This is a genomic window from Aeromicrobium sp. (assembly GCF_023146395.1).
In the GTDB taxonomy this organism is placed as follows: Bacteria; Actinomycetota; Actinomycetes; order Propionibacteriales; family Nocardioidaceae; genus Aeromicrobium.
Genome location: NZ_JAGLCD010000015.1, coordinates 1 through 12,290, shown reverse-complemented (window position 1 = coordinate 12,290; position 12,290 = coordinate 1). Strand labels below are relative to the sequence as shown.

Below are 12,290 nucleotides of genomic sequence, written 5' to 3'. Positions count from 1 at the left end.
CCGTCAGGACTCCGGGCCAGGGTCGATCACGACGCCGAGCACCATCAACGACGCCCCGAGCAGCGTCGTCCAGGCGATGTCGAACCCGCGGCCGCGGACGGCCAGCAGGCCCTTGTGCTCCTCGGGCACGAGCGCGCGCAGCGTGGCCGAGGCGAGGAACGTGGCTCCGATCACCAGGATCCCGCGGCGCCAGTAGCCCAGGGCGACCAGACCGAGGCCGACCAGGACGAGCAGGAGCAGCACGATGTAGGCCTGCGTCCCGCGCGAGCGCGGGACCAGCGACCTCACCGGGAGTCCTGGTCGAGCGCCTTCTCGGTCGCGTCGACGACGTTCGCGAGCAGCATGGCGCGGGTCATGGGCCCGACCCCACCTGGATTCGGCGCGACCCAGCCCGCGACCTCGTGCACGTCGGGGTGCAGGTCGCCGACGATCCGGTTCTCGGCGTCGCGGCTGACGCCGACGTCCAGCAGCGCGGCACCGGGCTTGACCATGTCGGCCGTGATGATGCCCGGCACGCCGGCCGCCGCGATCACGATGTCGGCCTGGCGCACGTGGGCGGCCAGGTCGCGGGTGCCGGTGTGGCACAGCGTCACGGTGGCGTTCTCGCTGCGCCTCGTCAGCATGAGTCCCATCGGACGACCGACCGTGATGCCACGGCCGACGACGGCGACCTCGGCACCCGCGATCGGCACCTCGTGCCGGCGGAGCAGCTCGATGATGCCGCGCGGCGTGCACGGCAGCGGCGCCGACTTGCCCAGCACGAGCCACCCGAGGTTGGCCGGATGCAGGCCGTCGGCATCCTTGGCCGGGTCGATGCGACCGATCACGGCATTCTCGTCGAGCCCCCGCGGCAACGGCAGCTGGACGATGTAGAGCGTGCACTCGGGATCGGCGTTGAGCTGATCGACCGCGGCCTCGACCTCGTCCTGGCTCGCGGTGGCGGGCAGGTCGATGCGGATCGACCGGATGCCGATCTCGGCACAGTCGCGGTGCTTGGCCCCGACGTACCACTGGCTCCCGGGGTCGTCACCCACGAGGATCGTGCCGAGACCCGGGACGACCCCCCGTTCGGCGAGCGCGGCGACCCGTGTCGCCAGCTCGGACTTGATCGCGGCGGCCGCCGCCTTGCCGTCGAGGATCTGCGCAGTCACGGTCACGAGTCTCCCACGAGGCCCCGGCACGGCACACACTCCCGGGTCGGTGCCCGACCCGCCCCCTAGACTCGTGCGGTCGGGGCCCGGTCGATGGAACGGGACGACAGCACGAACTCATGATCGAGGTGTCCAGATGTCGCGAGCACAGCTCAGCCAGGTCCGCAGCCGTGCACGTCGCGAAGCCCTGCTCGCCGCGGCCATCGAGCTCTTCGCCGAGGGCGGGGCCCGCGCCGTCACCCACCGCGCGGTGGCGGCCCGCGCCGGCCTGCCCCCCGCGACCACGACGTACTACTTCGCCTCGATCGACGAGCTCGTGCGTGAGGCCCTGGCGACCCACCTGGCCGGGTGGATCGAGGTGCTCGAAGCCCTGGCCGACATCGATCTGGACCCGAGCATCGACCTCGCCTCGACGAGCGACTTCGTCCAGAGCGTGTTCGCGACCCGCAGCCCCGAGAAGGCCGGCATCGAGCTGGCGATCTACCTGGCCGCGGCCCGCGACCCGGAGCTCACGGCCACGGCAGCCGAGGCGCTCCAGGCTCTCGAGGACCTGGCGCTGCGCACCCTCGAGCGCCTCGGGATCGCGGGCGCCCACGACCTCGCACCCCAGGTCGTGGCGCTCATCGCCGGCAGCGCCCTGCGTCGCCAGAGCGCGCAGTACGACGACGCCGAGGAGGCCCGGCTCCTGACCCTGGCCATCCGCCACCTGGTCACGAGCCACGTCTCCGCGACCGGCACCGAGTCCCTCTCCTGAACCCGGTCGTCGACGAGCGACGCGCTCGCGGCGAGCCTAGGGTCGGGCCATGGTCCGGCTGCGTCGCGTGTCCCCCGACGAACCAGGCTGGTCACGGGTCCGGCACGGGCGAGGATTTCGATACCTGGGCGTCGACGGCGTCTCCCTGACCCCGGTCGACGTCGAACGCTGCAAGCGCCTCGTGATCCCCCCGGCCTGGACGGAGGTCTGGATCTGCCCGTTCGAGCACGGCCACCTGCAGGCCGTCGGCACCGATGACGCGGGACGCCGCCAGTACCTGTATCACGAGGAGTGGCGCCGCCAGCGCGACGCGGAGAAGTTCGCCTCGATGGAGTCCTTCGCCCGCTCGCTCCTGCGGAACCGCCGGGTGGCCCGCCACGACCTGGGCCGCGACGAGCCCGACCTGACCCGCGCCTGTGCCGTGGCGTTCGGCCTGCTCGACCTCGGCCTGTTCCGCATCGGCAACGAGCAGTACCGCGCCGCCAACGGCAGCCACGGGCTCACGACCCTCGACCGCGACCACGTGACGGTCCAGGGGCAGCGCATCGCGCTGCACTACCCGGGCAAGTCCGGCCAGGTGGTCGACGGCTCGGTGCGTGACGAACGGCTCGCCGACGCCGTGTGCGCGATGCTCGACCGCGACGGCGGCTCGGAGCGGGCCTTCGCCTGGCGCGACGAGGACGCGTGGCACGATCTCGACTCGGCCACGGTCAACGCCTACGTCGCCGATGTCCTGGGGCCAGGGTTCACGGCGAAGAACTTCCGGACCTGGCGCGGCACCGTCATCGCGGCCCGCTCCCTGGCCCTCGCCGACGCCTCGACCGCCACGGCACGCAAGCGTGCGATCAGCGCGGCGATGAAGGAGACCGCGGGGCACCTCGGCAACACCCCGGCGGTCGCCCGGTCCTCCTACGTCGACCCGCGGGTCGTGGACCTCTTCGAGCAGGGCATCACGCTCGGCGACACGGCCCTGGGGAAACGGCGCCGGATCTCACCGGGCGCCCCCGTGCCCCGGGTCCTCGAACGGTCCGTGCTCCGCCTGCTCCGCCGCTCGGCCTGACGGCCCGGGCCGAGTTACGGAGTTCACTCCGTAACTCGTGACTTCCCACGGCACACGTCCCGTGCGAAGTCACGATCTGCCGTGCTCACTCCGTAACTCGCGGCGGGTGGTGAGGCGTCTCGCACGGTCAGTGGAAGAAGTGGCGGGTCCCGGTGAGGTACATCGTGACGCCGGCGGCCTTCGCGGCCTCGATCGTCTCGTCGTCGCGGACCGAGCCGCCCGGCTGCACGATGGCTCGCACGCCGGCGTCGATCAGGATGCCGGGGCCGTCGGCGAAGGGGAAGAAGGCGTCGGACGCCGCCACGGCGCCCTGGACCCGCTCGTCACCTGCGCGCTCGACCGCCAGGCGGCAGGAGTCGACGCGGTTGACCTGACCCATGCCGATGCCCACGGAGGCGCCGTCCTTCGCGAGCAGGATCGCATTGGACTTGACCGCTCGGACCGAGGTCCAGGCGAACGCGAGGTCGGCCAGCGTGGCCGCGTCGGCGGGTTCGCCGGCCGCGAGGGTCCACGTGCTGGGGTCGTCGCCGCCGGTCACGTCGCCGCCGGACTCGACGACCGCGTCGACCCGGTCACGCGTCTGCACCAGGACCCCGCCGCTGATCTGGCGAAGCTCGGTGGCCGGGCCCTGCCCGAGGTCATCGGCCTGGAGGATGCGGATGTTCTTCTTGCCCTGCAGCACCTCGACGGCACCGTCCTCGTACGCGGGCGCGACGATGACCTCGGTGAACACCTCCGCGACCTGCTGCGCCATCGCGACCGACACCGGGCGGTTGGCCGCGATGACACCGCCGAAGGCCGAGACCGGGTCGCAGGCGTGGGCGCGGGCGTGGGCCTGGGCGATGTCGTCGCCCACCGCGATGCCGCAGGGGTTGGCGTGCTTGATGATCGCGACAGCGGGGCGGTCGTGGTCGAACGCGGCGCGGATCGCCGCATCGGTATCGACGTAGTTGTTGTAGCTCATCTCCTTGCCGTGCAGCTGGGACGCACCGGCCAGGCCACCGGCGCCCGGCTCGGTGTACAGCGCGGCCCGCTGGTGCGGGTTCTCGCCGTACCGCAGCACGGCGGCCTTGTCCCACGCCTCGCCGACGAAGGCGGGCCAGCCGTCCTCGGCCGTGTCGTACGACGCGGCGAACCACGACGCCACGGCGGCGTCGTAGGCCGCCGTGTGCGCGAAGGCCTGGGCGGCCAGGTGACGACGCTGCGCGAACGTGAAGCCGCCGGAGGCCAGCGCATCGCGGACGTCGCCGTAGGCGTCGGGCGAGGTCACGATCGCGACGGTCGGGTGGTTCTTGGCCGCGGCGCGCACCATCGAGGGCCCACCGATGTCGATCTGCTCGACGCACTCGTCGGGCGTGGCGCCCGAGGCCACGGTCTCGCGGAACGGGTAGAGGTTGACGACCACGAGGTCGAAGGGCTCCACCCCGAGCTCGGCGAGCTGCGCGACGTGCGAATCCAGCCGCGAGTCGGCGAGGATCCCGGCGTGCACGCGCGGGTGCAGCGTCTTGACCCGCCCGTCGAGGCACTCCGGGAAGCCCGTGAGCTCCTCGACCGGGGTGACCGGCACGCCGGCCGCCTCGATCGTCTTCGCCGTCGACCCGGTCGAGACCAGGGAGACGCCCGCGGCGTGCAGCGCGCGGGCGAGGTCGTCCAGACCGGTCTTGTCGTACACGGAGACGAGGGCGCGCTTGATCGGGCGCTGGGTCATCACAGATTCCTTCGGTTGGGCGGTGTCACGACACGTCGGCCGTCGATCGAGTGGCCGTCGCGGGCCAGTCGGCCCACCCACTCGACGAGCATGCCGCGCTCGCTGGACTTGATGCGGTCGTGGAGGGAGTCGACGGTGTCGTCGTCGAGGACCGGCACCGCGACCTGGGCCACGATGGGGCCGGTGTCGACCCCTTCGTCGACCACGAACAGCGTGGCGCCGGTGATCTTGACCCCGTGCGCCAGTGCGTCGCGCGGGGCGTTCATGCCGGGGAACGAGGGCGAGAGCGCCGGGTGGCTGTTGAGCGTGCGCCCACCGAAGCGCGCCAGGAACGCCGCTCCCGTGAGCTTCATGAAGCCGGCCAGCACGACGAGCTCGGGCGATGCGGCAGCGACGCGCTCGGCGAGGGCCGCGTCCCACGCGGCCCGGCTCGGATGGTCGGCGACCCGGAGCACGAACGTCTCGATGCCAGCGCGCTCGGCGCGGTCGAGTGCCGGGATGCCGTCGCGGTCGGCGCCGACGGCCACGATCCGCACGCCGTAGGCCGGATCGTCGCTCGCGTCGATCAGGGCCTGGAGATTGGTGCCGCTGCCCGAGACGAGCACCACGACAGGCGTCGCGTCAGGCAGCGGGGGCACGGCCCCCACGATAGTGGGCCGCCACTGCCCCGAATCCAGCGGCCACGGCCATGAACGGCAGCGCGCGGAGGAGTCCGAGCAGGGACTCGGGGCCGACCTCGCTCATGCGTCCTGGCCCGACCGCTCCACCGGACGACCAGGCGAGCAGCGCCAGCGCGAGGGCACCCACCGCACCCGCGCCGGCGGCCAGCCCGACTCCCCGCCAGAAGTCGGTGGCCAGGTCGACGTGGCCGCGGCGCACCAGGCGCCACCCGGCCCACCCGGCGCCGATCGCGGGCACGAGCGCCAGGAGGAAGGTCCAGACCGGGAACTCCCCCGGGCCGGGCAGGGCCGCGAGCACCGGCAGGCCGGGCACCTGGCCGAGATGGGAGCTCGTGAGGTCGACCGAGGTGCCGGTGCCGACCTGGAAGCCCGATCCGATCAGGGCCGACGCCGCCCAGAGCACGAGGGTCGGCACGACCAGCAGACATACCAGCGCGAGGGCCACGCCGCCGCCGAGGCCGGGGTCGAGCAGGGCCCAGAGGCTTCCTGCCTGTCGAACGTGCCGCGCCAGCAGGACCAGCACGACGACGAGGGACACGACCAGCACGACGGCGACCGACGTGGCCGCTCCTCGGAGCACGGCGAGCACACCGGGCCGGCTCTCGGGCCACCAGGCCGCGGGCACCCCGTGCACGCTGACGTAGGCGAGGGCGGCGCCGGCCCCGGCGAGCACGAAGGTCGCGAGCGCCGCCCGGATCGTGGGCACCGAGACGGCCGTGTCGTTCGCGACCGCGGCGACCACGGAGGCGAGGACCGCGTAGACACCGGCCACCGTGGCGGCGTAGGCCGCCGGTTCGGCCACGGGCTCGCGCACCTGACGGCGGCCCACGAGCACGACGAGCGCGACCCCGAGCAGCACCCCGCCCCACGGCACGAGCGTGACGTCGATGCCCTCGGCCGTGATCCCGCTGCCCTGCGCGACGAGCCACACGCGGGCCGCGCCACGCAGGGTCCCGAGGCCGAGATCGCCCCCGCTCCCACCGAGCACGACGACGACCCCCGTGACGAGCCAGCCGGCCACGGCGGTCCACACCGCGGTCATGGCGCCCGGCCAGACGGCCGAGCGCACGTCGTCGGGTGAGCTGAGGCGAGCAGGGGAAGGCACGGCACCATCCTCCCCTGTAGTGTTGCGGCGTCTTCCGGAGCCACGCCGACTCGCGAGGAGGGGTTCGATGCCGCGGGTCGAGGAGTTCGACGCGTTCTACGCGTCCACGTCCGAGAACGTCCTGCGCGTCGTGTACGCCGTCACGGGCGATCGCGCGGTGGCCCGGGACGCCACGATCGACGCCTACCGTCACGCCTGGCGCGACTGGGACAAGATCCGGGACCAGGAACCGCACCGCTACGTCCGGGTCGAGGCCTGGAAGGCCCAGGCGGTCACGCGCGGCACGCACCCCTTGCGGCGACGCCACGAGGAGGACTCCGACACAGAGCTGCTCGACGCGCTCGCCGAGCTGTCGCCGGACGACCGCCGCCTGCTGGTCCTCCTGACGATCGGCGCGACCGACCTCGAGGCCGCGGCCCGCGAGATCGGCGTCGGCGACGAGGAGGCCATCGAGCTCGTCACGACCGCCATCACGGCGCTCGAGCAGAGCACCGGCCAGTCGATCGACCAGCTCGAGCGACGCCTGACAGGCCTTGGCGAGATCACGAGCCAGCTCCCGATGCCGGAGGCCGCCGAGCTGCGCGACCGTGCGACCCGGGGGCACCGGTTCAACACCATCGCGGTCGTGGCGGCCTCGATCCTCGCGATCGTCCTGGGCGGCGCCGTGCTGACCGAGGGCGACGCCCTCTCCCCGCTGCCCGCGCAGTCGTACCGCCAGCAGCTCGGCGCCGAGCGGCCCGACCTCGTGCTCGATGCCCAGCGCCTGTCGACCGACAACCTGCTGACGACCGCCCAGGTCTCCGACCTGACCGGCGACGCCTCCACCTGGACGATCGACGAGACCGACCAGGATGCCGATGCCGCGGAGCCCCTCACGATCTGCGCCGAGGAACGCTTCGCGACGCAGGACCCGCTCAAGGTGTTCGTCCGCACCTTCGACGCCGCGCCCGCGCCGTCGGCGACCCCCACCGACCAGCCGGCCGACCAGCCCGCCGCGCCGGCGACGACCGAGCGGGTCGCGCAGTCGATCGAGGTGGCCCGTGATCCCGCGGCGGCCGCGGCGGCCTACCAGCGGGCCACGGCGTGGTTCGCGCAGTGCGAGGTGCCCCGCCTGCAGCTCACCGGCACCTACCGCGCCACCGGCTCCCTCGGCGACGTGCTGCTGATGCGTCTGGTCGAGCACGGGCAGACCGACCGCACGCTGACGGTCGGCCTCGGGTCCTCGGGCACCGTCACGTCGACCGTGGTCCACGAGACCGATGCCGCCGAGCCGCCGACGATCGACGACTTCGCCGCCATGGTCAGCGCGTCCTTCCAGCAGATCTGCAGCGACAGCGGCGGGGAGTGCGACGACGACCTCACGGTCACCCCGGCCGATCCCCCTCCCCTCGCAGAGGACCCCGGCTTCCTGGGCGTCATCGACCTGCCCGCCATCACCGGCATCAGCTCGGTCTGGGGCCGGGCCGAGGCCGAGGACACCGCCACCAACCCGGCAGCCACGGCCTGCGACCTCGCCGACTTCGGCGCGGCGGGCGGCACGGCCTCGACCCGGATCTTCCTGCTGCCGGAGGCCCAGGGCCTGGCCAAGACGTTCGGTCTGGTCGAGACCGTCGGGACGTTCGAGACCGCCGAGGCCGCCACGTCGTTCGTCGACCAGGTGCAGGCCTCGGTCAACAGCTGCCCCCAGAACAACCTGGCTGCCTCCGTCGTGGAGGCCTCGACGTTCGGCGAGGTCAGCGACTTCCGGGGCGCCACCTGGACCCTGACCCTGCAGGTCGAGTCCGGCGATCCCGTCACGGTCCGCTCCGCGATCGTGCAGCGCGGCGCCAGCGTCGCGCAGGTGCTGTTCACCCCCAGCGGCGCCACCGACATGCCGGCCGAGACGTTCGCCGCGGTCGCCCAGCGCGCCACCGAGCGCCTCGCGTACGCCGTCCCGGCCGGCTGAGGATCCGGGCGGACACCGGGCCTCGGCCCCGCACGCTCCCACCCGCAACGCCGAACGGGCGGTGACCGGCCGAGGCCGGTCACCGCCCGTTCGAGGCGTCTGGGGTCAGAGGCTCTTCAGGATCTCGCGCATGAGCTCGGCGGTCTCGGACGGCGTCTTGCCGACCTTGACACCGGCGGCCTCGAGGGCCTCCTTCTTGCCCTGCGCGGTACCGGCACCGTCGGACACGATGGCGCCGGCGTGGCCCATCGTCTTGCCCTCGGGCGCGGTGAACCCGGCCACGTAGCCGACGACCGGCTTGGAGACGTTCGCCTGGATGTAGGCCGCGGCCTTCTCCTCGGCGTCGCCACCGATCTCGCCGATCATGACGATGGCCTTCGTCTCGGGATCGGCCTCGAACGCCTCGAGGGCGTCGATGTGGGTCGTGCCGATGATCGGGTCACCGCCGATCCCGATGGCCGTCGAGAAGCCGAAGTCACGCAGCTCGAACATCATCTGGTAGGTCAGGGTGCCCGACTTGGACACCAGACCGATCGGGCCCTTGCCGGCGATGTTGGCCGGCGTGATGCCCGCGAGCGCCTCGCCCGGGGTGATGATGCCGGGGCAGTTCGGCCCGATGATGCGGGTCTTCTTGCCCTGGGCGTAGGCCCAGAACTCGGCGGAGTCCTGCACCGGCACGCCCTCGGTGATGATGACGAGCAGACCGATCTCGGCGTCGATGGCCTCGATCACGGCGTCCTTGGTGAACGCCGGCGGGACGAAGGCGACCGAGACGTCGGCGCCCGTCTTCTCGATGGCCTCGGCGACCGAGCCGAAGACCGGCAGCTCGACGGCGTTGCCGCCCGCGTCGGTGTGGGAGACGGTCGTGCCCGCCTTGCGCGCGTTGACACCGCCCACGACCTGGGTTCCGGCAGCCAGCATGCGGGCCGTGTGCTTGGAGCCCTCACCGCCGGTGATGCCCTGGACGATGACCTTGGAGTCCTTGGTCAGGAAGATCGACATGTTCAGAGGCCCCTTCAGCCGTTCGCCAGCTCGGCGGCCTTGTCGGCCGCTCCGTCCATCGTGTCCACCTGGGTCACGAGCGGGTGGTTCAGCTCGTCCAGGATCGCGCGGCCCTCGTCGACGTTGTTGCCGTCGAGGCGCACGACGAGCGGCTTGGTGGCGTCGTCACCGAGCAGCTCGAGGGCGCCCTTGATGCCGTTCGCGACCGCGTCGCACGACGTGATGCCGCCGAAGACGTTGACGAACACGCTCTTGACCTGCGGATCGCCCAGGATGACGTCGAGGCCGTTGGCCATGACCTCCGCCGAGGCGCCGCCGCCGATGTCGAGGAAGTTGGCCGGCTTGACGTTGCCGTGCTTCTCGCCGGCGTACGCGACGACGTCGAGGGTGCTCATGACGAGCCCCGCGCCGTTGCCGATGATGCCGACCTCACCGTCGAGCTTGACGTAGTTGAGGCCCTTGGCCTTGGCCTTGGCCTCGAGCGGGTCGGCCTCCTCGTGGATCACGAAGTCCTCGTGGTGCGGGTGACGCACCTCGGAGGCGTTGTCGTCGAGCGACATCTTGCCGTCCATCGCGTCGAGCTTGTCGCCCTCGAGACGCGCCAGGGGGTTGACCTCGACCAGCGTGGCGTCCTCCTCGACGAAGGTCGTCCACAGCGCCTGGACCATCGCCACGGCCTGCTCGGTGAGCTCGGCCGGGAACTTGGCCTCCTCGACGATCGCGCGGGCCTTGGCCTCGTCGACACCCGTGCCGGCGTCGATCGGGATCTGCCGGACGGCCTCGGGGTTGGTCTTGGCGACCTCCTCGATCTCCACGCCGCCCTCGACGCTCGCGATGCACAGGTAGCTGCGGTTCGAGCGGTCCAGCAGGAAGGAGAAGTAGTACTCCTCGACCGGCGGGGTCGCCGGGGTCACGAGCACACGGCCCACCGTGAGGCCCTTGATCTCCATGCCCAGGATGTTCGACGCGTGCTCGTAGGCCTCGTCGGCGGTCTTGGCGATCTTCACGCCACCGGCCTTGCCGCGACCGCCGGCCTTGACCTGCGCCTTGATGACCGTGACGCCGCCGAGCTGCTCGGCGGCGGCCTTGGCCTCGTCGGCCGTCTGGGCGACGATGCCGAGCGTCGTGGCGACGCCATGCTTGGCGAAGAGTTCCTTCGCCTGGTATTCCATCAGATCCACGGTGATGACCGTCCTGTGGTGTTGACGAGTGAATTGGGCGCGACGGCAGGTCCGCCGAAGGCCGAGGCGACTCTAACCGCGCCGGGATTCCAGAGCGAACCCGGGTCGGTTACCCAGGAGTCAGGTCACCCGCGCCGATCGACGGCGACGACCTCGATGTCACGGGCCTCCACGGCGGCCAGGGCAGCGGCGACGTCCCCCGTCATCTCCGGCGGCGCGACCTCCACTCCCGCGACGTCCTCGGCCACCGCGATCGCGGCGACCTGCTCGGCGCGCAGACCGGATCCGGCCCACACGACCTCCACGCCCGCGTCGCGGAGCACCCGGGCGCGCCGGACGAGCAGGTCCTCGGCCTCGGCGCCGGGCCCGGCCGCCTCCTGCGGGACGACGCCGGCGACCGCGACGCGACGGGGTCGCTCCGAGGCGGCCGGTGTGGGCGCGGGGTCGGTCGGCACCCGACCATGGTCCCACGATGTGAGACCTCGCACATCGACCCACAGTTTTCACGCCTGTATCCCGGCGTTCACCGATCGGCATCATCCGATCGGCTGTGACGATCTCATCCTGTCGGCTATTGTCGTCGAGGTCTGTGTCGTCCATCGGTCGGAGGTTGTGCGTGAGTACTCCCGCGCCCAAGCGCCGGCTCGACGTCCGTCATCAGTCCAGCGTCCGTGCCTCGGAGACTCGCCCGAGCAGTCGCCGCGCCGCCCCACGCCGCGCCCGCCGCTCGTTCCGCCCCTCGATGGCCATGGTGGGCGCGGTGGCGCTGGTCCTCGCCGGGCTCGGCTCGGCAGTCGTCAGCAGTCGCGCCGACTCCGGCTCGCTCGGCGGCGACTACCAGGCACTCTCGGCCGACACCTCGGCCGGCGGCTTCGACGTCAGCCGCGACTTCGATCGTGAGCTGCTCGAGGAGCAGACCCAGGCCCAGGCCGATCAGCTCCTCCAGGCGCAGCAGGACCTCACGGCCGCCACGCAGGCCAAGGCCGAGGAGCTCAAGTCCAACCAGTGGGTCCTGCCCGTCACCGGCTACCGCATCACGGGCCGCTTCGGCGTCACCAACACCTTGTGGGGCCGGGGCCACAGCGGCCTCGACTTCGCCGGCCCGAGCGGCTCGACGATCAGCGCGATCGCGTCCGGCACGGTCATCGCGGTCAAGTACTCCGGCAACTGCGGCAACATGACGCAGATCCAGCTCGACGAGGACGACCTCGTCATCATGTACTGCCACCAGAGTCGCCAGACGGTCCAGGTCGGTCAGCGGGTCACCGCGGGCGAGACCGTGGGCTACACCGGCTCCACCGGCCGTTCGACCGGACCCCACCTGCACGTCGAGGTCAAGCCCGGGGGCGGCAAGTCCGTCGACCCGGAGCCGTACTTCCGCGAGCACAACGTCTACCCGTAAAGCGGCCGACACCCACTCCGCTCCCCTGAGGGCGAGGAGCCTGCGCCTTCGCGCTGGTCGAGTGCCTGCACCGGACGGCACCAGTGGGCACGGACAAGCGGCCTCGACCATGAGCCGTTGGATCCGCCGGGACCTCACCCCACGATCCGGGACCGAGACTGAGGGTTCGTGGCTGTGCCGTGACCAGACCTGAGGGGTTGAGGGTGTCCCGACACCCTCAACCCCTCAGGTCTTGTCGTCAGAGTCCAGCAATGAGGCATGTCGGTCGCTACGGCAGGCTCGCGAGAACACCGGGTCTCGAT

Annotated in this window: 12 protein-coding genes; 4 read left to right on the top strand and 8 right to left on the bottom strand. The window is 72.0% G+C overall.

Going from position 1 to position 12,290, the window contains the following annotated elements:
• Window positions 1-3: 3 nt before the first annotated feature.
• Both KAG51_RS11400 and KAG51_RS11395 read right to left on the bottom strand, forming a co-directional pair.
• A complete protein-coding gene (locus KAG51_RS11400) occupies window positions 4-288 on the bottom strand; it encodes a DUF3017 domain-containing protein (RefSeq protein WP_290583741.1) in 285 nt (94 codons plus the stop codon).
• Window positions 285-1,151: a bifunctional methylenetetrahydrofolate dehydrogenase/methenyltetrahydrofolate cyclohydrolase gene (locus KAG51_RS11395; RefSeq protein WP_290583739.1), complete on the bottom strand. Its 867-nt coding sequence runs from the start codon at window positions 1,149-1,151 to the stop codon at window positions 285-287. The genes KAG51_RS11400 and KAG51_RS11395 overlap by 4 nt, the downstream gene beginning before the upstream one ends.
• Before the next feature lie 136 nt (window positions 1,152-1,287).
• Between KAG51_RS11395 and KAG51_RS11390 the strand changes: the two genes are divergently transcribed.
• Together KAG51_RS11390 and KAG51_RS11385 are read left to right on the top strand one after the other, a co-directional pair.
• The gene (locus tag KAG51_RS11390) at window positions 1,288-1,905 is read left to right on the top strand and encodes a TetR family transcriptional regulator (RefSeq protein ID WP_290583737.1); all 618 of its coding nucleotides are present in this window, start codon (window positions 1,288-1,290) and stop codon (window positions 1,903-1,905) included.
• Between the two features lie 49 nt (window positions 1,906-1,954).
• Entirely contained in the window at window positions 1,955-2,965 is a 1,011-nt protein-coding gene (locus KAG51_RS11385; RefSeq protein WP_290583735.1) for a DNA topoisomerase IB, read from the top strand.
• 127 nt (window positions 2,966-3,092) lie between these two features.
• On the opposite strand, the gene purH is transcribed toward KAG51_RS11385, so the two are convergent.
• The 3 genes from purH to KAG51_RS11370 are packed head-to-tail and all read right to left on the bottom strand — an operon-like array spanning window position 3,093 to window position 6,458.
• Window positions 3,093-4,673: a bifunctional phosphoribosylaminoimidazolecarboxamide formyltransferase/IMP cyclohydrolase gene (gene purH, locus KAG51_RS11380; protein WP_290583733.1), complete on the bottom strand. Its 1,581-nt coding sequence runs from the start codon at window positions 4,671-4,673 to the stop codon at window positions 3,093-3,095.
• On the bottom strand, window positions 4,673-5,320 hold the full coding sequence (purN, locus tag KAG51_RS11375; protein ID WP_290583731.1) for a phosphoribosylglycinamide formyltransferase: 648 nt from the start codon (window positions 5,318-5,320) through the stop codon (window positions 4,673-4,675). Before purN ends, purH begins: the two co-directional genes overlap by 1 nt.
• The gene (locus KAG51_RS11370; RefSeq protein WP_290583729.1) at window positions 5,295-6,458 is read right to left on the bottom strand and encodes a DUF6350 family protein; all 1,164 of its coding nucleotides are present in this window, start codon (window positions 6,456-6,458) and stop codon (window positions 5,295-5,297) included. Before KAG51_RS11370 ends, purN begins: the two co-directional genes overlap by 26 nt.
• 67 nt (window positions 6,459-6,525) lie before the next feature.
• Here KAG51_RS11370 and KAG51_RS11365 point away from each other — a divergent pair, with 67 nt between their 5' ends.
• Window positions 6,526-8,403 (top strand): hypothetical protein, encoded by a 1,878-nt coding sequence (locus KAG51_RS11365; RefSeq protein ID WP_290583727.1) that lies wholly within the window; start codon window positions 6,526-6,528, stop codon window positions 8,401-8,403.
• Between the two features lie 105 nt (window positions 8,404-8,508).
• Here the strand turns inward: KAG51_RS11365 and sucD are convergent, their stop codons facing one another.
• The 3 genes from sucD to KAG51_RS11350 all read right to left on the bottom strand — a co-directional run bounded on the left by sucD (window position 8,509) and on the right by KAG51_RS11350 (window position 11,041).
• Window positions 8,509-9,405 (bottom strand): succinate--CoA ligase subunit alpha, encoded by an 897-nt coding sequence (gene sucD, locus KAG51_RS11360; protein WP_290583725.1) that lies wholly within the window; start codon window positions 9,403-9,405, stop codon window positions 8,509-8,511.
• A gap of 14 nt (window positions 9,406-9,419) precedes the next feature.
• A complete protein-coding gene (gene sucC, locus KAG51_RS11355) occupies window positions 9,420-10,586 on the bottom strand; it encodes an ADP-forming succinate--CoA ligase subunit beta (RefSeq protein ID WP_290583723.1) in 1,167 nt (388 codons plus the stop codon).
• Window positions 10,587-10,711: 125 nt separating this feature from the next.
• The gene (locus tag KAG51_RS11350) at window positions 10,712-11,041 is read right to left on the bottom strand and encodes a hypothetical protein (RefSeq protein WP_290583721.1); all 330 of its coding nucleotides are present in this window, start codon (window positions 11,039-11,041) and stop codon (window positions 10,712-10,714) included.
• 161 nt (window positions 11,042-11,202) lie between these two features.
• Here KAG51_RS11350 and KAG51_RS11345 point away from each other — a divergent pair, with 161 nt between their 5' ends.
• Window positions 11,203-11,988, top strand: coding sequence for a M23 family metallopeptidase (locus tag KAG51_RS11345; RefSeq protein ID WP_290583719.1), 786 nt, complete (start codon window positions 11,203-11,205; stop codon window positions 11,986-11,988).
• Window positions 11,989-12,290: the final 302 nt, after the last annotated feature.

Excerpts from the sequence above, each read along its gene's own strand:
- purH (WP_290583733.1), bottom strand. The coding sequence starts at position 4,673 with ATGACCCAGCGCCCGATCAAGCGCGCCCTCGTCTCCGTGTACGACAAG.
- KAG51_RS11365 (WP_290583727.1), top strand. The coding sequence starts at position 6,526 with ATGCCGCGGGTCGAGGAGTTCGACGCGTTCTACGCGTCCACGTCCGAG.
- KAG51_RS11385 (WP_290583735.1), top strand. The coding sequence starts at position 1,955 with ATGGTCCGGCTGCGTCGCGTGTCCCCCGACGAACCAGGCTGGTCACGG.
- sucD (WP_290583725.1), bottom strand. The coding sequence starts at position 9,405 with ATGTCGATCTTCCTGACCAAGGACTCCAAGGTCATCGTCCAGGGCATC.
- KAG51_RS11390 (WP_290583737.1), top strand. The coding sequence starts at position 1,288 with ATGTCGCGAGCACAGCTCAGCCAGGTCCGCAGCCGTGCACGTCGCGAA.